General features: G+C 60.1%; 18 protein-coding genes. 4 read left to right on the forward strand and 14 right to left on the reverse strand.

Going from position 1 to position 20299, the window contains the following annotated elements; all coding sequences use genetic code 11:
• Positions 1 to 376: 376 nt before the first annotated feature.
• The 8 genes from ACP15V_RS06780 to ACP15V_RS06815 form a co-directional block, all read right to left on the reverse strand.
• Positions 377 to 724, reverse strand: coding sequence for a carboxymuconolactone decarboxylase family protein (locus ACP15V_RS06780; RefSeq protein ID WP_424942915.1), 348 nt, complete (start codon positions 722 to 724; stop codon positions 377 to 379).
• Between the two features lie 104 nt (positions 725 to 828).
• Positions 829 to 2133, reverse strand: coding sequence for a pyruvate dehydrogenase complex dihydrolipoamide acetyltransferase (locus ACP15V_RS06785; RefSeq protein ID WP_424942916.1), 1305 nt, complete (start codon positions 2131 to 2133; stop codon positions 829 to 831).
• A gap of 12 nt (positions 2134 to 2145) precedes the next feature.
• Positions 2146 to 3534, reverse strand: coding sequence for a pyruvate dehydrogenase complex E1 component subunit beta (locus ACP15V_RS06790; protein ID WP_424942917.1), 1389 nt, complete (start codon positions 3532 to 3534; stop codon positions 2146 to 2148).
• 21 nt (positions 3535 to 3555) lie between these two features.
• Positions 3556 to 4557, reverse strand: a complete 1002-nt coding sequence (pdhA, locus tag ACP15V_RS06795) for a pyruvate dehydrogenase (acetyl-transferring) E1 component subunit alpha (protein ID WP_424942918.1) — start codon at positions 4555 to 4557, stop codon at positions 3556 to 3558.
• A 240-nt stretch (positions 4558 to 4797) separates the two neighbouring features.
• On the reverse strand, positions 4798 to 5100 hold the full coding sequence (locus ACP15V_RS06800) for an FtsB family cell division protein (RefSeq protein WP_424942919.1): 303 nt from the start codon (positions 5098 to 5100) through the stop codon (positions 4798 to 4800).
• A gap of 239 nt (positions 5101 to 5339) precedes the next feature.
• The gene (locus ACP15V_RS06805; RefSeq protein WP_424942920.1) at positions 5340 to 6233 is read right to left on the reverse strand and encodes a fructose bisphosphate aldolase; all 894 of its coding nucleotides are present in this window, start codon (positions 6231 to 6233) and stop codon (positions 5340 to 5342) included.
• Positions 6234 to 6468: 235 nt separating this feature from the next.
• Positions 6469 to 6639, reverse strand: a complete 171-nt coding sequence (gene hemP, locus ACP15V_RS06810; RefSeq protein WP_424942921.1) for a hemin uptake protein HemP — start codon at positions 6637 to 6639, stop codon at positions 6469 to 6471.
• 279 nt (positions 6640 to 6918) lie between these two features.
• The gene (locus ACP15V_RS06815) at positions 6919 to 8109 is read right to left on the reverse strand and encodes a phosphoglycerate kinase (RefSeq protein ID WP_424942922.1); all 1191 of its coding nucleotides are present in this window, start codon (positions 8107 to 8109) and stop codon (positions 6919 to 6921) included.
• A 154-nt stretch (positions 8110 to 8263) separates the two neighbouring features.
• Here ACP15V_RS06815 and ACP15V_RS06820 point away from each other — a divergent pair, with 154 nt between their 5' ends.
• From ACP15V_RS06820 to ACP15V_RS06830, 3 genes are all read left to right on the forward strand, one after another.
• Positions 8264 to 8764, forward strand: a complete 501-nt coding sequence (locus ACP15V_RS06820) for a peptidylprolyl isomerase (RefSeq protein ID WP_424942923.1) — start codon at positions 8264 to 8266, stop codon at positions 8762 to 8764.
• 58 nt (positions 8765 to 8822) lie between these two features.
• Positions 8823 to 9395, forward strand: coding sequence for a peptidylprolyl isomerase (locus ACP15V_RS06825; protein WP_424943391.1), 573 nt, complete (start codon positions 8823 to 8825; stop codon positions 9393 to 9395).
• Between the two features lie 112 nt (positions 9396 to 9507).
• The gene (locus tag ACP15V_RS06830) at positions 9508 to 10518 is read left to right on the forward strand and encodes a DUF3179 domain-containing protein (RefSeq protein WP_424942924.1); all 1011 of its coding nucleotides are present in this window, start codon (positions 9508 to 9510) and stop codon (positions 10516 to 10518) included.
• A 112-nt stretch (positions 10519 to 10630) separates the two neighbouring features.
• On the opposite strand, the gene trpE is transcribed toward ACP15V_RS06830, so the two are convergent.
• The 4 genes from trpE to tyrS all read right to left on the reverse strand — a co-directional run bounded on the left by trpE (position 10631) and on the right by tyrS (position 16647).
• Positions 10631 to 12142: an anthranilate synthase component I gene (trpE, locus tag ACP15V_RS06835; RefSeq protein WP_424942925.1), complete on the reverse strand. Its 1512-nt coding sequence runs from the start codon at positions 12140 to 12142 to the stop codon at positions 10631 to 10633.
• 23 nt (positions 12143 to 12165) lie between these two features.
• Positions 12166 to 14007: a peptidyl-prolyl cis-trans isomerase gene (locus tag ACP15V_RS06840; RefSeq protein WP_424942926.1), complete on the reverse strand. Its 1842-nt coding sequence runs from the start codon at positions 14005 to 14007 to the stop codon at positions 12166 to 12168.
• A 73-nt stretch (positions 14008 to 14080) separates the two neighbouring features.
• Positions 14081 to 15262, reverse strand: a complete 1182-nt coding sequence (locus ACP15V_RS06845; protein ID WP_424942927.1) for an aminotransferase — start codon at positions 15260 to 15262, stop codon at positions 14081 to 14083.
• A 131-nt stretch (positions 15263 to 15393) separates the two neighbouring features.
• A complete protein-coding gene (gene tyrS / locus ACP15V_RS06850) occupies positions 15394 to 16647 on the reverse strand; it encodes a tyrosine--tRNA ligase (RefSeq protein ID WP_424942928.1) in 1254 nt (417 codons plus the stop codon).
• A gap of 66 nt (positions 16648 to 16713) precedes the next feature.
• Here tyrS and ACP15V_RS06855 point away from each other — a divergent pair, with 66 nt between their 5' ends.
• A complete protein-coding gene (locus tag ACP15V_RS06855) occupies positions 16714 to 17853 on the forward strand; it encodes an anhydro-N-acetylmuramic acid kinase (RefSeq protein WP_424942929.1) in 1140 nt (379 codons plus the stop codon).
• Positions 17854 to 17919: 66 nt separating this feature from the next.
• On the opposite strand, the gene ACP15V_RS06860 is transcribed toward ACP15V_RS06855, so the two are convergent.
• Both ACP15V_RS06860 and ACP15V_RS06865 read right to left on the reverse strand, forming a co-directional pair.
• Entirely contained in the window at positions 17920 to 18261 is a 342-nt protein-coding gene (locus tag ACP15V_RS06860) for a DUF427 domain-containing protein (protein ID WP_424942930.1), read from the reverse strand.
• Positions 18262 to 18364: 103 nt separating this feature from the next.
• Positions 18365 to 20158, reverse strand: a complete 1794-nt coding sequence (locus tag ACP15V_RS06865) for an aminopeptidase P family protein (protein ID WP_424942931.1) — start codon at positions 20156 to 20158, stop codon at positions 18365 to 18367.
• Between the last annotated feature and the right edge of the window lie 141 nt (positions 20159 to 20299).

The raw sequence follows: 20299 nt of genomic DNA on the forward strand, positions 1-20299 counted from the left end.
CTGTTTCGGTCCGGCTTTTGGTCTTAAAAGGTGGGCGCCATAAGTCAGCTGCGCGGCTCGGGATACGCTTGTCGTTCAGCTGCGCGGTGGCCTTGCGGAGCATGGGCCGTTTTCCGCGCATCTTAATCTAAGTCAATGACTTCGCATTTCGATGGGTGTATCCGCCATGCGTGGATAATCAAAGGACCTGACCATGAAAAAGCTCTGGCTGGCCGCCGTAATGGGATTTTCTGCAGCCTTCCTGGTTGTGGTTACGGCGTAATATGTGCCCCAACATCTGGGGTATTGACGAAAACGGGCGGCCACAGAGCCGCCCGTTTTGTGTCTGATAGATCGGAATGTGATACTGGGCTTGATGAGCCAGGATGGATGCAGATCAATCCGCAGATTGTTCCGACAATTGATCAAAGGCCTGAAGGGCGCGCGCGCCATACATATAGGCCGGCCCGCCACCCATCATGATCGACACGGCGATGGTTTCCGAGATCTCGTCCCGCGTCGCCCCCGCCTTGATTGCGGCGCGCACGTGAAAACCGATGCAATCATTGCACTGTTTGGCGATGCCAATCGCGATGCATTGCAGCTCTTTCGCTTTCACCGACAACACCCCTTCGCCCATCGCGGCGCGGTGCATGGCGGCGAACCCTTTGCCCCCATCCGGGTTCAGCTTGCGAAATTCGTCAGTGTTGGCGTTGGTGTCGGCCAGAAGGGCGGGGAAATCCATGTCTGTCTCCTGCGGAATGTCATTTCGCAAAAGAAATGGCCCAAGGGGCAGGGCGCCACCTTGAGCCAGATCAATGGATTTTATTTTTTGAATGTGATCGGCGGTTACGCCAGCATCGTCATCGGGTTTTCCAGGTTGTCCACAATGGCCTTCAACAGGTTCGCCCCGACCGCGCCGTCAATCACCCGGTGATCCACGGACATGGTCACGCTCATGATCGTGGCCACGGTCAGGTCCCCGTCATCACCCACCACCGGTTTCTTCACCCCGGTGCCGACCGCCAGAATGCCCGCATGGGGCGGGTTCACGATGGCGTCGAAATTGTCGATGCCAAACATGCCGAGGTTCGAGATGGCAAAGCTGCCACCCTGGTATTCCTGCGGGGCCAGCTTGCGATCACGCGCGCGTGTCGCCAGGTCTTTCATCTGGGTCGACAGGCTCGACAGCGATTTCTGATCGGCGTCCTGCAGAACCGGCGTAAACAACCCGCCCTCAATCGCCACAGCCACCGCCACGTCCGATGCTTTCATCTGCAGCACCCGGTCGCCGGCCCAAACGGCGTTGGCCTCGGGCACCTGTTGCAGGGCAATCGCCACGGCCTTGATGATGAAATCATTGACCGACAGTTTCACACCACGCCCTTCCAGCTGTTTGTTCAGCTGGCTGCGGAAGGCCAAAAGCGCGTCGATCTTGATGTCACGGCGCAGGTAGAAATGCGGGATGGTCTGTTTCGCCTCGGACAGACGGGCGGCAATGGTTTTGCGCATCCCATCCAGCTTGACCTCTTCAAACTCGCGGTCCTGATACATCGCCGCCACTGCATCGGCAGACACAGCCGGGGCAGGTGCAGCAGCGGGGGCTGCGGCAGGTGCGGCAGCCTTGGCCTCTGATGCCGGCGCGGTTGCTGTCGCCCCTTCCACATCCGCTTTCACAATGCGGCCTTTCGGACCGGAGCCAGAGATCTGCGTCAGGTCCAAGCCTTTGTCCGCCGCAATGCGACGCGCCAGAGGCGAGGCGAAAATGCGTGTGCCATCAGCGGCTTGCGGGGCAGGGGCCGCGGGTGTTGCAGCGGCAGGGGCCGACGCTTCAACCGCCGCAGGGGCGGCCTCAGTCTCGGCTGCGGCAGGTGCCGCAGGTGCGCTTGCCGCCACATCCCCAACCTCTTCACCCTCTTCCACCAGGATTGCGATGGGGGAATTGACCTTCACCCCTTCGGTCCCCTCGTCAATCAGGATCTTGCCGATGATACCTTCGTCCACCGCTTCAAATTCCATTGTCGCTTTGTCGGTCTCAATCTCGGCCAGCAGATCACCGGATTGCACCGTGTCCCCTTCCTTGACCAGCCATTTCGCCAATGTGCCTTCTTCCATCGTCGGTGACAGGGCGGGCATGAGAATTTCGATAGCCATGTGTCTGTCTCCTTAGCGGTACGTTACGGCTTTGACGGCCTGGATCACCTCGGCGGTGGTCACAAGCGCCAGCTTTTCAAGGTTGGCGGCGTAGGGCATGGGCACGTCCTTGCCGGTCAGGTTGATCACCGGGGCGTCCAGATAATCAAACGCCCGTTCCATGATCGTGGCCGAGATGTGGTTGCCGATGGAGGCCACCGGCCAGCCCTCTTCCACGGTCACGCAGCGGTTGGTTTTCATCACAGAATTCAGCACGGTGTCATAGTCAATCGGACGCAAGCTGCGCAGGTCGATGACCTCGGCCGAAATGCCTTCCTTGGCCAGCTCATCCGCCGCTTCCAGAGCGTATTTCATGCCGATGCCGAAGCTGACGATGGTCACGTCGTCACCTTCGCGCCAGACACGCGCCTTGCCAAACGGCACGGTGTAATCGTCCATCACCGGCACGTCGAAACTCGCGCCATACAGCAGCTCGTTTTCCAAGAAGACCACCGGGTTGTCGTCGCGAATGGCCGATTTCAACATGCCTTTCGCGTCCGCCGCCGAATAGGGCATCGCCACATGCAGGCCGGGGATCTGCGCATACCACGCCGCGTAATCCTGCGAGTGCTGGGCCCCAACACGTGCCGCAGCGCCATTTGCGCCCCGGAATACGATCGGGCAGGACATCTGACCGCCCGACATGTAGCGCGTCTTGGCGGCGGTGTTGATGATGTGGTCAATCGCCTGCATCGCGAAGTTGAAGGTCATGAATTCGACAATCGGGCGCAACCCGCCCATCGCCGCCCCGGTGGCAAGACCGGTAAAGCCATGTTCGGTGATCGGCGTGTCGATCACGCGCTTTGCGCCGAATTCGTCCAAAAGACCCTGCGAAACCTTGTAGGCGCCCTGATATTCGGCCACTTCCTCGCCCATCAGGAACACGGTCTCCTCGCGGCGCATTTCTTCCGCCATCGCGTCGCGCAACGCTTCGCGCACGGTGGTCGAGCGCATTTCGGTGCCTTCGGGGATGTCGGCCTGATCGGGGATCTTCGGCGTGATCGGCTGGGCCGGGGCCGCAACGGTGGCGGCGGGCACGTCGGTGTCGGTTGGTGCTGCGTCATCTGCCGCTGCCGTGTCGTTGGACCCGGCAGAGGCTTCGATGTCATCCGCGCTTTCGCCCTCTTCGATCAGCACCGCGATGGGCGAGTTGACCTTTACGCCCTCAGTGCCTTCTTCGATCAGGATCTTGCCGATGATGCCTTCATCAACCGCTTCGAACTCCATCGTCGCCTTGTCGGTTTCGATCTCGGCCAGAATGTCGCCGGACGACACGGTGTCGCCCTCTTTGACCAGCCATTTTGCCAGCGTGCCTTCCTCCATGGTCGGGGACAGGGCGGGCATCAGAATTTCAGTAGCCATGTTTCTCTCTCCTCGTCCGTATCAGGCGTAAATGTCGGTCCACAGCTCTTCGAGCGCGGGTTCCGGGCTGGTTTTCGAAAATTCGGCCGCGTCATTCACGACCGCTTTGATGTCCTTGTCGATGGCTTTCAGCTCATCCTCGGAGGCATGTTTGCCCTGCAAAAGCAGCTCGCGCACATGTTCGATCGCATCGCGTTCCTCGCGGATTTTCTGAACCTCTTCGCGGGTCCGGTACTTGGCCGGATCAGACATGGAATGCCCGCGGTAACGGTATGTTTTCATTTCCAAAATGTAAGGTCCATTGCCCGACCGGCAATGCTCGGTTGCGCGCAGTCCGGCCTCTTTCACGGCCAGTACATCCATCCCATCTACTGCTTCACCGGGAATGGCGAAGGCTTCGCCGCGGGTGTAGATATCCGGCGTCGAGCTGGAGCGTTGCAGCGAGGTGCCCATCGCATATTGGTTGTTCTCGATCACGTAGATCACCGGCAGCTTCCACAGCGAGGCCATGTTGAAGCTTTCATAAACCTGGCCCTGGTTGGCCGCGCCGTCTCCGAAATAGGTGAAGGTCACGCCGCCGTTTTCCTGGTATTTGTCTGCAAAGGCCAACCCGGTGCCAATCGGCACCTGCGCGCCGACGATGCCGTGTCCGCCATAGAAATGCTTTTCGGTCGAAAACATGTGCATCGACCCGCCCTTGCCGCGCGAGTACCCACCTTCGCGTCCGGTCAGTTCGGCCATCACACCTTTCGGGTCCATGCCGCAGGCCAGCATATGTCCGTGATCGCGGTACGAGGTGACGCGTTTGTCACCTTCCTGAGCGGCGGCCTCAAGGCCAACCACAACCGCTTCCTGACCGATATAAAGGTGACAGAACCCGCCAATCAGCCCCATTCCATACAGCTGACCGGATTTTTCCTCGAATCGACGGATCAGAAGCATTTCGCGATAAAACGCAAGCAACTCTTCTTTCGATGTATTTGATTTCGCGGGCTTTTTCTGGGCGCTTTTCCGGGCTGCCATGCGGCGTTCTCCTTTTGGCGTCAGCTTGAACTGCGGTGATAGTTTAGTGTTAAACTATCTATTACAGAGTTTTGCGCCTCAGGTCGACAAAAACTTGTCGCAACGGAAATCCTATGCCGAAACCAACGAATGCCGCGCTGGTAGATCTTGGGGCATTGCTTGGGGAACGCGCAAAGACATGGCGCCGGCTGGGGCAGGGCAAGAAGACTGAATTTGAATGGGGTGGGCAGAGGCGATGCTTTAACGCAGAACAACCTCATCCGCGCGGGCAAGCCCAAGAACGGAGCGCGCTTGCTCGTCCAGCAGATCAAGATCGAGATAGCTGTCGGAGAGGCGATGGGTCTTGTTGGTCAGTTCGGCAATTTGGGCCGAGAGCGCTGCGCGTTCTTTGATGAGCGCTTGCGTCTCGGCCTCAATTTGCACGCGTCGGAAAATTCCGAAGTCGCCCTGCACGCTGGCAAAGGTAAAGTAGGTGCCGAGACCGATGATCACGACAAAGTAGACTACGCCACCAATTCCAGATTGTGTGCGAGGTGCGCCCATAGGTTTCCCGCCTGTATGTACTGCCTTTGTGCCCACCTCTTTTCGGGTGGTGCAAGGATGTTATGCCATAGGTGATTCGGTATGTGAATCCCAAAAACGAATCGGCCGTAAAAAAATGCATGCGACGCCAAAGAGTGAGTCGTGATGGCAACAGTTGGGCAGGTTGGGGGATGAGGTGAATGAAAAACGCCCGCAGCGCAGAGCCACGGGCGTTTCAAAAACCGTGTGCGGGCAGGGGGTTAGCCTGCGATCGACGCCCGGTAAATGCTGTCGATGGTCTCGGCGATCGTGTCGTTGAAGGCCGCGTCCGATTGCTGGGCCGACAGCCCCTCGGTCAGGGCGCGTGAAAAGCTGGCGATCATGCCGGCGTTCTGTGACAGGCGGGTGTTGGCTTCTTCGCGGGCATAGCCGCCCGACAGGGCCACAACGCTGGCCACGCGCGGATGGTCTACCAGCGCTTTGTAATGGTTCGCGGTTTCCGGCAGGGTCAGTTTCAGCATCACGGTCTGATCGTCCGACAGGGCGTCCAGTTGCGATTTGATCTCGTCGAGCAGGATCGCTTCGGCCTCGGCCTTGTCCGAAATCGAGATGGTCACCTCGGGTTCGATGATCGGCACCAGGCCGTGGTCGATGATCTGTTTGCCCACCTCAAACTGTTGCGCCACAACCGCCTTGATCCCCGCAGGGTTGGCCGCGTTGATCACCGAGCGCATCTTGGTGCCGAACACACCCGCTTTGACCGCGCGGTCACAAAGCGCGTCCAACTCCGGCATCGGTTTCATCACCTGAACGCCGTTTTCTTCGTCGGCCAGGCCCTTGTCGACTTTCAGGAAGGGCACCACGCCGCGCTCGTCCCACATATAGGTGGCGGTCGGCTTGCCGTCGATCTCGCGGTCCATGGTCATCTCAAACAGGATCGCGCCGATCACCTTGTCGCCGGTAAAGGCCGGGGCCTGGGCGATGCGCGCGCGCATGGCGTGGATCATGTCATACATTTCAGCGTCGTTCGCATAGGCGCTTTCCTCGACGCCATAAAGACGCAGCGCCTTGGGGGTCGAGCCGCCCGATTGGTCAAGTGCCGCGATAAAGCCCTGTCCGGCTTTGATTTTATCCAATTGCTGTTGATTTGGCATATCTGTCCCATGTGATGTCAGGGTGAATATTTGCCACCCTTCTAGGCGAGCGCCCTCACAGTTGCAATTCTGCTGGCGCTAACAGTGCAACTTTCACTCAGGAGATTTGGGCATGACGCCAAAGGGCCGGGGGCGATGTCGGATGAAACGGTCTCGGGTGACCTCGCCCCCGGCATCCCGATCCTGTCGGGACGGTCGGGAAAGGGACCCGGGCCTTATCAGGCGCGGAGGGGTGTCATTTGGTCAGGATCAGCTTGCCTGCCCGGGTAACGGTCAGGGTGTAAACCATACCGTTCAACGCGATCTGCGCGGTCTTCCCGTTGCGGGTCAGCGCCAGCGCATCATATTGCGGCGGCAGGGGGTTTTGCACAGTGGTAAAATCGGCGGTATGCAGTTGGGCGGTCATGTGCGGTGTCCTTCAAAACGATCCAATATCCATTCAGCCAAAGGAACAAGCCCGGAAGGAACGGGCATTTGCCCGAGAAGTTCCAAGGGGTCCGTGACGGGGGTGTCAGCTCTTTTGGTCATGTTCGCGCTCCTGTTGGGTCAGGTTGTCGGCTGGCCGCAAGGGCGGGTGGCTGATGAGGTATTCTTACTAAAATAGTCGGAATAGAGTCAACAGGGTATTTTTAAAAGAAAACCCCGCCGGGCCGGGCGGGGTTCAGGTATTGTTATCAAGAGGTTGCTAGTCCTCCAGGGCGGCAACGCCTGGCAAAACCTTGCCTTCCATCCATTCAAGAAAGGCACCACCTGCGGTGGAGATATAGGTGAATCGCTCTGCTGCACCGGCTTTGTTCAAGGCCGCCACGGTATCGCCGCCCCCTGCAACGGACACAATTTTGCCCTCTGCCGACAGCTCCGCAGCCTTGCGGGCCGCTGCGTTGGTGGCCGCGTCAAAGGGTTCGATTTCAAAGGCCCCCAATGGACCGTTCCAGATCAGAGTTTTGGCGTTGTCCAACGTGGCAGAGATTTTTGCCACGCTGTCAGGACCTGCATCCAGGATCATGGCATCCGCGGGGCAGGCGTCTGCCACAACGGTTTCGTTGGCCGCATTCGCGGCAAATTCGCGCGCGATGACCACATCGGTCGGCAAGATCACTTCGCATCCGGCCTCTTCGGCCTTGCCAAGAATGTCGCGCGCGGTGTCGGCCATATCGTGCTCGGCCAATGATTTTCCCACGTCGATCCCTTGCGCCGCGAGGAAGGTGTTGGCCATGCCCCCCCCGATTACCAGGTGATCCACTTTGGTTACCAGATTGCCCAGCAGATCCAGTTTGGTCGATACTTTGGCCCCGCCAACCACCGCCACAACAGGGCGTTCCGGCTGGCCCAGGGCGCTTTCCAGCGCGCTCAGCTCTGCTTGCATCAGGCGCCCGGCGCAGGAGGGCAGGAGGCGCGCAACACCCTCGGTCGAGCCATGCGCCCGGTGTGCGGCGGAAAACGCATCATTGCAATAAATGTCCCCAAGCGCGGCCAGACCTGCGGCAAACGCCCCGTCATTTTTGGTTTCCGCCGCGTGATAGCGGGTGTTTTCCAACAGCAGCACATCCCCGTCTTCCAACGCGGCAACGGCTTGTTTGGCCGGACCGCCGATGCAATCCTCGGCAAATTTCACCGGGCGACCCAGGGCGGCCTCAAGGGCGGGGCGCACCACGGACAGGCTCATTTCCGGCACACGTTCGCCTTTGGGGCGGCCGAAATGCGCCAGCAGGACAGGTTTGCCGCCCGCCGCCAGAATGTCGTTGATCGTGGGCAGGATGCGTTGGATGCGGGTGTCGTCGGTCACCTCGCCGTCTTTTACCGGCACGTTGATATCCACACGTGTCAGAACCACCTTGCCGGCCAGTTCCATCTCGTCCAGCGTCTTCCAAGCCATAACATCCCTCCAGAATTGTTGTTCTCTATGCACACCATTTGTCCCGTATCGTCAACGTTGAATGCCGATTTTGCACCCGATTCAGGTGGGGGTCTTTTCAACCGTTGCCGCGCGGCATAGGTTGGCGGCAAATCTGAATGCAAAGGAGGCCCAGATGGCCGATTACAAAGATCCGGAAAACACCATCCTGATGGAACTCAAGGACGGCACCGTCGTCATCGAGCTTCTGCCCGATGTGGCACCGAAACATGCCGAGCGCATGAAGGAGCTGGCCCGCAGTGGTGAATATGATGGCGTGGTGTTTCACCGCGTGATCGACGGGTTCATGGCGCAGACCGGGGATGTGGCCAATGGCAAGGACCCAATGAGCCTGCGCCGGGCTGGCACCGGTGGGTCAAACCTGCCGAACCTGCCGGCCGAGTTCTCCAAACTGCCCCATGATCGTGGCACGCTGGGGGCCGCGCGCTCGCAGGACCCGAATTCGGCCAACTCGCAATTCTTCATCAACTTCAGCGACAACCACTTCCTGAATGGTCAATACACGGTCTATGGCCGTGTCACCTCGGGCATGGAACATGTGGATGCGATCACCCGTGGCGAGCCGCCCGCGGAGCCGGACGTGATGATTTCGGTCAAGGTGGCGGCCGATGTCTGAATATAGCGCGAAGGAAAAACGCGGCTTCTGGGCCGCCTTCCTGGCCGGGGTTCTGGTCATGCTTGGCTATGCGGTTTACACCCTGTGGCCGCAAAGCTTTGAACCAAATGCCGCCCTGGCCGAGGGGGATTTCCCCAAGATCGAGATCACCGTGGAAGGCGAGGCCAACGGGCAGATTGAACTGACCCTGCGCCCCGATCTTGCCCCCCGGCACGTGGAACGCATCCTGACACTGGCCCGCGAAGGGCAGTATGATGGTGTGGTGTTTCACCGCGTGATCGACGGGTTCATGGCTCAGACCGGCGACGTGCGTTTCGGTAAGATGGGTGGCGACAGCATGAACCGTGCGGGCATGGGCGGCTCTGATTATCCGGATCTGCCCGCCGAGTTCTCGGATGAAAGCTTTGACACCGGCGTGGTGGGTATGGCGCGTTCGCAAAACCCCAACTCGGCCAACAGCCAGTTCTTCATCATGTTCGCGCCGGGCACCTTCCTCGATGGGCAATACACCATCGTGGGCGAGGTCACCAAAGGGTTCGAGGTCGTTCAGGCGATCAAGAAAGGCGCAGGTCCAAACGGCCAGATCGTTGGCGCGCCGGACGTTATGAAAACCGTGAAAGTGGTCGAGTAAGTCCAGTTTCACCCCCGAAACCCGCCCTGACACGCATCCTCAAACCCGCGTGAGCAGGGCTAGGCGGGGCCTCCTCTCTCTGTCACCCTTCTGACAGGAAGAGGAGGCCCCCATGCGTTTGCCAATCCCGTTTCACGTGCAGCTTTCTGTGCGCCTGACCCTGACCGTAGTTGCACTGGGTCTGGGCCTATGGGCACAGGCCCTTCGCGCAGATCCAAGTTTCTGGCAGCATGAATTTCCGAAAACCGATTTCACCCGCACCACTGTGGACAACTGGACCGAGATCCTGTCTGGCGGTCCCGGGCGCGACGGGATCCCCGCCCTCAGCAATCCCGAGTTTATTCCAGCGGTGGATGAGACCCGCCTTGGTGCGCGCGAACCGGTGATCACCCTGGAAATCGCCGGTCAGGTGCCGCGCGCCTATCCGATCCGTTATCTGACCTGGCATGAGATTGTAAATGACCGGATCGGCAATACCCCTGTCGCCGTCACCTTCTGCCCGTTATGCAACTCCGGTATGGTGTTTGATCGGCGTGTGGATGGTCAGCTGCTGACTTTTGGCGTGTCCGGCAAGCTCAGAAACTCCGACATGGTGATGTATGACCGCGAAACCGAAAGCTGGTGGCAACAGGCGATTGGCACCGGCATTGTTGGCGCGCATACCGGCACCGAACTGAAACAGCTCCCGGCCTGGATGGAAAGCTGGGCCGAGTTCACCCGCCGCAATCCCAACGGGCTGGTGATGGACGAACCCAAGGCACGGCGCGCCTATGGGCGAAACCCCTATGTGGGCTATGACAGCCGAAAACGCCCCTACGGGTTCTTCAACGGCGAAACCCCGCCCCACGGCATCCCGGCGCTTGCGCGCGTGGTGCGGGTTGGGGATCGCGCCTGGCCGGTGGCGCGTCTTACAAAACAGGGCGAGATCACCGAGGCAGGCGTCACGATCAGTTGGGCCGCAGGGCAGGCCTCAGCGCTGGACAAAGGTCGTATCGCCAATGGGCGCGACGTGGGCACAATCCGTGTGCGCGATGCGCAAGGCCGCGATCTGCCCCATGACGTGTTGTTTGCCTTTGCCTTCCACGCGTTTTGGCCCAAGGGCACATGGATGCTTGGCTCTTGAGCGCCCAATAAAAACGAGAAGAGGGCCCGGAAATCTGCGCCCCCTTCCTCTTGCTCGAAATACCTCGGGGTGAGCCTCGAAGAGGCGAGGGGCAGCGCCCCTCTACCCAATCTCAGTTTCCACGACGACGGCTAAACATCCCCGCGTGCTCGGCGGCGGCCCGGATCGCTTTCGACTTGTTCACCGTTTCCTGATATTCCGCCTCGGGGTCGCTGTCATAAACAACACCGCCGCCCGCCTGGATATAAAGCTTCTCATCTTTCACAATTGCCGTGCGCAGCGCGATGCACATGTCCATGTCACCGCCTGCGCTGAAATAGCCAAGACCGCCGCCATAAATGCCGCGTTTTTCCGGCTCCAGCTCGTCGATGATCTCCATCGCGCGCACCTTCGGCGCACCGGACACCGTGCCTGCGGGCATCCCGGCGAAATAGGCGTCCAGCGCGTCTTTGTCGTCGTGCAGCTGACCCACGACGTTTGACACGATATGCATCACATGGCTGTAGCGCTCGATAATGAACTCTTCGGTCGGGCGCACCGTGCCGATTTGCGCCACACGGCCCACATCGTTGCGGCCCAGATCCAAAAGCATCAGATGCTCTGCCAGTTCTTTCTGATCGGCCAGCAGGTCAAGCTCCAGCGCCTTGTCTTCGTCCGGTGTCTTGCCGCGCGGGCGCGTGCCCGCGATCGGGCGGATCGTGACCTCGCCGTCAAACACCCGCACCAGGATTTCCGGGCTGGCCCCCACCACCTGAAAACCGCCGAAGTTGAAATAGAACATGAACGGCGAGGGGTTGGTGCGGCGCAAGGACCGGTAGAGCGCAAAGGGGGGCAGGGGGAAATCCTGCGTCCAGCGCTGGCTTGGCACCACCTGAAAGATGTCGCCCGCCTTGATATATTCCTTGGCGCGGTCCACGGCGGCAAGATAATCGTCCTTGGCGAAATTGGAGGTCAGTGGACCAAGTTCCGCCACATCCCCCAGATCGCGGCTTTCGCCCACTGCCGCGCGTTCCAGATCGCGCAGCGCATCCATGACTCGTTCGGCGGCCTGCGCATAGGCGGCTTTGGCCGACAGGCCAGATGACACAAAGGCGGGCGAGACAAGCGTCACTTCGCCCTTCACCCCGTCCAGCACCGCCACAACGGATGGGCGCATCATCACCGCATCCGGCAGCCCCAACGGATCTGGGTTTTGATCGGGCAGATGTTCCACCAGACGGATCATGTCATAGCCAAGATAGCCATAAAGACCCGCCGCTGCGGCGGGCAGATCAGCGGGCAGATCAATCCGGCTTTCCGCCAGAACCTTGCGGAAGGCGTCCAGCGGGTTGCCCTCCATTGGCTCAAACCCGTCCGGGTCAAACCGCGCCTGACGGTTTACTTCTGATTGTGCGCCACGGGCGCGCCAGATCAGGTCGGGTTTCATCCCCACCATGGAATAGCGCCCGCGCACCTCGCCGCCGGTCACCGATTCCAGCATGAACGTGTCGGCGCGCGCCTCGGTCAGCTTCATCATCAGGCTGACCGGCGTGTCCAGATCCGCCGCCAGACGGGTATAGACCACCTGGTTTTTCCCGGCAGCCCAACCGGCTTCGAATTCATCAAAAGTCGGGGTAAGTGCCATGGGAACTCCTTACGGGAACGGGGTTACGGGAATTGCGCGTGGATCGCGTTGATCACAGCGCGATCAAGCGTGACGCCAGCCTGGGTTTCCAAAACGCGGGCAAAAGCGGTCTCGATATCTAGGCCAAGCTCTTGTGCGATATTGTCGGAAAACTGTGATTTCAGCGCCTGGGCGTCCTCGCCTGACTGATCCGCGGCATTGACCGCATCCAGGCGCACCAGAACCACATCCTGATCCGACGGGATGACCTGCCACTCTCCTACCTCCATGTCAAACACACGGGTGATGAAATCGGCAGGGGCGCCATTGATAAAGGCATCACGTCCTTGATCGGTTTCCACGATTTCGGTCAGGCCCAGCGACGACAGGCTTTCCGTCCCGCCCAGTTGGGGGATCATCGCTTCTGCTTGCGCGGCCAGCAATTCGAGGCGCTTTCGCAGCCCCCAGCCAACCAGCACCTCATCGGCCACTTCTTCTTGTGTTTGCAGGCGCGGTGCTTCCACCTTGTTCACGCGCAGGGCAAAAGCGCCCCCGTCAGCCATCAGGGTGATTTCCGGGAAATCGCCTTCATTGGCCACGCTTACGGCCTCGCGGAAGGCATCATAGGCGGCGATGCCCTCGCTGCTGCCTTCAGACCATTGGATGGTTTCCAGACGCATATTGTGGCTTTCGGTAATCTCTTCCAGCGTGGCCCCCCCGGCCAGAAGATCATCCAGCTCGGCAATCATATCTGCCACCTGGCGGCGGGCCTTGTCGGCGGCCAATTCGCCCTGCAATTGTTCGCGCGCCGCATCAAAGGTGGTTTCCTGCGCGGCCAGGATCGCGTTCATGCGATAAAGCGCAGGGCCAAGGTCACTTTGCACCGGGCCTACAACACCGGGGGCGTCAAGCGCAAAGACCGCGTCCCCTGCAGCGCCAAGTTCCGCTTTGGACAGATCCCCCAGATCGATATCCGTCAAGGCCAGATCGCGTTCCGCCACCAGATCTTCAAAGCTTTTTTCACCGGCTGAAACAGCATCTGCTGCGGCCTGCGCATCAGCTTCGGACCCAAAGACCAGACGTTCCACCATGCGCCGCTCTGGCACCACAAATTCCGAAATGCGTTCGTCATAAAGCGCGCGCAGATCGTCTTCGCTGACCTCCACCTCGGGGATCAGGTCTTCGGGATTGAGCCACGCATAGGTCACATCCTTGATTTCAGGCAGGGTGAAGGCGGATTCATTGGCCTCGTAATAGGCGGTCAGCTCTTCGGGGCTTGGGGCAGGCAGCGTGGCGGTCAGCGCCGACATGGGCAGGCTGGCCCAGGTGAAATCGCGGGTTTCCCGGGCAAACCCATACAGCGTGTCCACATAGGTCGAAGAGGCCTTGGTGCCATTGGAAACAGCGGCTTGCAGGATCTGACGCGCCACTTCGGCCCGCAACGAGGCCTCGAACTGGTTGGCATTCAGGCCGGACTGATCCAGGGCAAAATTATAAGCCTCACGGTCAAACTTTCCATCAACGCCCTGAAACGCCGAGATTTCCAGGATCCGTTTGCGCAATTCTTCGTCACCCACGGAAATGCCCAGACGGGCCGTTTCGTTTTCCAATGCGGTTGAGGCCAACAGGCGGGCCAGGACTTGCCGATCCAACCCAAAGGCCTGCGCCTGTGACAGAGTCATCTGCTGGCCGGTCTGGGCCTGAAAGGCGCGCAGCTCGCTGTCCAGCTCGCGCGCATAGCGGCGCGCGTCAATATCGGTATCGCCCACGGTGCCGATGGATCCGCCGCCGCCGCCGAAATTGGTGGATCCAAAGCCTACAAGCCCCACCATTACAAGGGCCATCAGGCCCCAGCCAAAGGTGCGCGAGATCTTACCGGTTGCCATGCTTTGCATCCTTATTCGTTCAGCTCTTAGGGGTTTCTAGGTCACCGGGTCGGGATTGCCAAGCGGTGATGCGCTATGGCTGGAATTCCGCAAGCCGTTTGAGGAAGACACCAATCCCAGCGCGGTCAATATTTGCAAAGGCCACCCGCAATTGGCGCACGCCATCCGGGTCAGCGATCGGGGTGAACATTGTGCCGGGCAGGGCAAGAATAGACGATTGATCCACCAGCTTTCGGGCAAGCTGATCAGAGGGCAATTCAAACGGGTGTTGCAGATAGGCGAAATAAGCGCCACATCCCATCAGGGTCCACCCTCGGGCTTTGAGGAGCGCAAAGCCCTCTCGCACCGTTTGCGCGCGCGACAAGATCTCTTGCCGCTCCCCGGCCAACCAATCGCCCAGGTTGCGCATCCCCCAAAGCGCGGCATGCTGTCCAAGCTGCGAGGGGCAGATGGTGACGGTATCGAGAAACTTTTCGACCTGCTTCATGCGGTCCGGCCCCGCGATCAGCGCCCCCACGCGATGTCCGGTCAGGCGGTAGGCTTTGGAAAAGCTGTAAAGCTGGATCACCGTGTCGTGCCAGTCGGGGTCCTGAAACAGCGCGTGCGGCGCGCCGTCGACGCTGTGAAAATCGCGGTAGGTTTCGTCAATGATCAGCGCAATTCCCCGGGCGCGCGCCAGATCGCGGAAGGCGGCAATCAGCGCGGGGGGATACTCCACACCCGCCGGATTATTGGGCGTGACCAGCACAATCGCCCGGGTTTTATCGGTGATCAGCGCGGCGGCCTTGTCGGGGTCGGGCAACAGATCCGCCCCGGTGTTCAGGGGCACGGCTTTAAGGCCCGCCATGTCGAGCCACATTTTATGATTGAAATACCAAGGGGTTGGCAGGATCACGTCATCCCCCGGTGCGGCCAGCGTTGCGATGGCCGCGCAAAAGGCCTGGTTGCAGCCCGAGGTGATCGCCACGTTCTGCGCCGTAAACTTGCCCCCGTAGGCGCGCGAAAACTGCGCCGCGACTTCGGCCCGCAAATCGGGCAGGCCCAAAACCGGCCCGTACAGATGTGCCTCGGGCACGGACAAGGCCGCGTCTGCAATCGCCTGACGCAGACCTTCGGGCGGCGGATCGACCGGGGCGGCCTGAGAGACATTGATCAGCGGGGTGTCGGCGGAAAAGGTTTTCCCGTCCAGCCACCGGCGCGCGTCCATCACCGGGGGGGAGAGCGTGGCGGACAGATTGGGGTTGATCGGCGTCATCGTGGCCTCCTGCTTCGGTCGGGCGACGGTAGCAAGGCGGCCGGGCCGGGGCAATCGGCAGATTGCGCTGCCGGGTGCCGGGGGCTTTGCCCCCGGACCCCCAAGGTATTTTCAGCAAGAAAAAAGAGGAGTTAACCCGCGAGGGTGACAAGCGCGTGTCGTTTTTTGCCTGCGGACAATTTCATCGGCTGCGCCAGATCATCGGCGCTGACCATCAGCCCGGCATTGTCGAGCGGCGCGTCGTTGAGCTTGGCACCGTTTTCAGCAATCAGACGTTTGGCCTCCTTGCCCGATTTTACCAGGCCGGATTTGACGATCAGCTGCACGATCGAGATCCCGTCGCCGATATCGGCGGGGCTGAGCGCGACGGTGGGCAGATCCTCTCCGACGCCGCCTTTTTCAAACACCTCACGCGCGGTGGCTTCGGCGGCGCGCGCGGCCTCTGGCCCATGCAGCAGGCTGGTCACTTCATTGGCAAGGATGATCTTGCCTTCGTTGATCTCGGCCCCTTCCAGCGCGCCCAGACGGTCGCATTCCTCGACCGGCAATTCGGTGTAAAGCTTCAGGAACCGGCCCACATCCGCGTCGGTGGTGTTGCGCCAGAACTGCCAGAACTCATACGGGCTGAGCATGTCACCGCTGAGCCAGATTGCCCCGCCTTGCGATTTGCCCATCTTGCGCCCGTCCGACGTGGTCAAGAGGGGCGTGGTCAGGCCAAAAATCTCGTTATCCAGCACCCGGCGCGTCAGGTCGATCCCGTTGACGATATTGCCCCATTGGTCCGATCCGCCCATTTGCAGCAAACAGCCGTAACGGCGGTTCAGCTCAAGGAAATCATAGGCTTGCAGGATCATGTAGTTGAATTCGAGGAACGACAGCGATTGTTCGCGGTCCAGCCGCGATTTCACGCTTTCAAACGACAGCATCCGGTTGACCGAGAAATGCCGCCCGATGTCGCGCAGGAAATCGAGGTAATTCAGACCATCCAGCCATTCGGCATTGTTCAGCATCAGTGCGGCGTTATCGCCATCCTTGTAATCGAGATAGCGGTCGAAAACGCGCTGCATCCCGCTAATATTGGCATCGATCTGTTCGGGCCCCAGAAGCGGGCGTTCATCCGACCGGAACGACGGGTCGCCCACCTTGGTGGTGCCGCCGCCCATCAGGGTGATCGGTGTGTTGCCGGTTTTCTGGAACCAGCGCAGCAGCATGATATTGAGCAGATGCCCCACATGCAGCGACGCCGCGGTCGCGTCATAGCCGATATAGGCCGTCACCATTCCCTTGTTCAGATACTCGTCCAGCTCTTGCAGATTGGTGCAGTCGGCCAGGAAACCACGCTCGATAATAACGCGCAGGAATTCTGATTTGGGATGGTAGGTCATCGTTTTTCAGTCCATGTTTATCGTTGAACCCCCCGTATAGACGGGGGCGTGCAAAAGGGGAAGACCATGTTGAAAGCACTGGCAGATGGGCGGGCTGTCTGGGCCCTTGGCTGCATGTCCGGCACGTCGTTGGACGGGGTGGATGGGGCGTTGGTCAAGACGGATGGCGAACGGATTTATGAGTTTGGCCCGTCTGAGTTTCTGGCTTACTCCGATGCGGATCAACAGCTGCTTCGATCCGTTTTGGGGGCCTGGCCCGAGGACGAAGCTGTGGCAGAGGCAGCTGAGCTTGTGGAAACCCGGCACGCGGTTCTTTTGTCGTCTTTTCAGGATCATGAGGTGGATATGATTGGGTTTCACGGTCAGACCCTGGCCCATGACCCACGTGGACGCGGCACCCATCAGGCGGGGGATGGTGTTGTTCTGGCAGAGCTTTTACAAAAACCGGTGGTGTGGGACTTCCGGTCCGCCGATGTGGAGCTGGGCGGAGAGGGGGCCCCGCTTGCGCCATTTTTCCACCATGCCTGCGCGCGGTATATCGGCGCGAAGGATCCTTTGGTGTTTTTGAACCTTGGCGGGGTCGGCAATATCACTTGGGTCGATCCGACCATTGCCGATCCGGCCGCGCCGGGGGCGTGTCTGGCCTTTGATACCGGGCCTGCCAATGCCCCGATCAATGATGTGATGCAGCTGCGGTTGGGACAGGCCCGTGACGAAGGAGGATCCCTGGCGTTGTCAGGCAAGGTGGCCACGGATGTGGTTGAAACCTTCCTGTCCCAAGCCTTTTTCCTGCGCATCCCGCCGAAATCGCTGGACCGTGATGATTTCGCCGGACTTGCTGCCGCGGTGGAGCCCCTCTGTGATGCAGATGCAACCGCGACATTGGCGGCCTGTGTCGCCGCGTCTGTGGCGCGTGGACTGGAACATTGCCCCAAACCCCCGAAGCGCATTCTTGTCAGCGGAGGGGGGCGGCACAATGCGGCGATCATGGGCGAGCTGTTGCGGCGGTGTGATGCCGAGGTCATCGCCATTGATGAGGTGGGTCTGGATGGGGATATGTTGGAGGCGCAGGCCTTTGCCTATCTTGCGGTGCGCGTGGCGCGGGGCCTGCCGACCTCTTGTTCGTCCACAACCGGAGTGGCCGCAGCCGTGGGCGGCGGGGTGGTGTCACAGCCGGGCAGCGCCTTGGTCGCAGACGCAAAATAAAACGGGTACCGGTTGGCACCCGTTCCGGGTCTGATCTGGTCAGGTCTTCGGTTTTTTCGACGCGGATCAGGTGCGTGCGACGGTGGCCTTGTCACCATAGAAGGCAAGGTAACCTTTGATGTCAGACAAATCTTCAACCGGTGCTTCATAGCTCCAGGCCGCGTCTTCAATCAGTTTCGACCGAGTCTGGATCGAGAAATGGCGCGCCTCACCTTTGTAGGGGCAGGTGGTCACGGTGGCGCTGTCATCCAGAAAGGCCATGGCAATATCGGCGCGTGGGAAATAGATCACCGGCGCCCCTTGACCCTCAACCACTTCAAGCGCGTCCTCGCTCTCGCCCAAAACGGCACCACCGGCGCGCACGGTCCATTTGCCTGCGGCTTTACTGATCTTGATGTTCTCGGTCATGTTATCCCCACTTCTGGCCTTGAATGCGCCTCTACAGGCTCGACGTTCTGGCCCGGCTTTCGATTTGGCATCACAATACCAGTTTATATGTGACTGTCGCGTGTCAAATCGGCGCGCATGCGCCCTTCAGCCATTGATACGCGACGTCACCCACTTTGGACCCAAGTTTTTTAAGGCAGGTGGCGTGATAGGTGTTGAGCCAATTGCGTTCTTCGCCGGACAGCATGTCGACAATCACAAGCGAGGTGTCAATCGGCACATAGGTCAGCGTTTCCAGCCCCAGCATGGTCCGGTCAGTATCGCCACCGGACGGGCAGGTGGCCTCTTCCACCACCACCAGGTTTTCGATCCGAATGCCAAAAGCGCCATCGCGGTAATAGCCCGGTTCGTTGGACAGGATCATGCCCGGCTCCAGCGGAACCTCTGACACATAGGAAAATCGCTGTGGTCCTTCATGCACGGACAGGAAGGCGCCAACCCCATGCCCGGTGCCGTGGTTGAAATCCTGATGCGCGGCCCAAAGCGGGTAGCGGGCAATGGGGTCAAGGTCCCGCCCGCTGCGCCCTTTGGGGAAATGGGTCCGGCTCAGCGCAATCATCCCCTGCAACACACGGGTGAAACAGCGTTTCTCTTCCTCACCCACAGTCCCGACGGACAGGGTGCGGGTGATATCGGTTGTGCCATCGCGGTATTGTCCACCGCTGTCCAGCACCACCAGATGCCCGTCTTGCAGTTGGGCATTGCTGTCATTGGTCACGCGGTAATGCATGATGGCCCCATTGGGTCCGGTGCCGGAAATGGTTTCAAACGAGATATCCTCCAGCGCATTGGTGGCGCGCCGGCGTGCCTCCAACTCGGTCACCAGATCAATTTCGGTCAGGCTGGTCTTATCGGACCCGTCAAACCAGGCCAGAAACTCGACCATGGCGGCGGCGTCACGCAAATGGGCCTTGCGCGCGCCTGCCAGTTCGGTTGGGTTCTTGCGTGCTTTGGGCAGGATGGTCGGATCGTCATTCCAGCGATATTCCACCCCGCCTTTTTCAAGGTGGCGCGTGATCGCGTAAGGGGCGCTGGATTTATCAACCCCTACTGGACCGGAGAGGGCTTCAAGTGCAGCCCCAAAGGCGCGGGTAGGCTGTACATCGACACCGGTCAGTGCCGACAGCCCGTCGCGCCCTTCTTCCGTGAACAGACTTACCCTTGCGTCGTCGTGCAAAATGGCAAAGCCCTGCACCACGGGAATATGCTCGATATCGGTGCCGCGGATGTTCAAAAGCCAGGCGATACTGTCGGACAGAGTCAGTACCTGTGCCTTCAACCCGTCGGTCATCAAATCATCGGCCAGTTCGGCACATTTGTCGGCGCGCGAAAGACCGGCGAACTCCAACGGTTGTTCCGTGATCGGGGCGGCGGGCGGGGCGGGGCGGTCGGCCCAGATCTGATCCACCAGGTTGTCCGTGGCCACCAGGGTGATCCCGGCCGCTGCCGTGTCCTTGCGCAGCTTTTCAATCTCGCCCTGGCTGTGCAGCCACGGATCAAACCCGATACGCGCCTTTGGATTGGCCTGGTCCACCAACCAGGGGCCGGGCTGCACCTCGGGCCAGTGCACCGGGGTGAAATGCGCCAGATCCACCTGGCTGCGCACCTGATTGCGATAGCGCCCATCGATGAACACACCCGCCACGTCGGGCAGAACGATGCAGAAACCTGCGGATCCGGTGAACCCGGTCAACCACGCCAACCGCTTGTCGCAATCGGCCACGTATTCGCCCTGATGGGCATCCGATCGCGGCACGATGAACCCATCCAGCCCCTTCATATTGATCGCCCGGCGCAGTCGGGCCAGCCGATCAGGGCCACGAGACGGGTCGGCGGTGGTTTCGAAACTCTGGAACATCGGGGAATCTCCGGCTTGGCTTTGCGCGCATTCTGACCGCGTGGCCGAGCGAGGAAAAGCAGATTATTTGATTGACCGCACAGCGTTATGAACCCACACCTCGCTCCCCCTTTCCCAAAGATACGGGTGAGGGAGGTTGTT

The sequence above is a fragment of the Aliiroseovarius crassostreae genome (genome assembly GCF_049803815.1).
Classification (GTDB): Bacteria; Pseudomonadota; Alphaproteobacteria; order Rhodobacterales; family Rhodobacteraceae; genus Aliiroseovarius; species Aliiroseovarius crassostreae_A.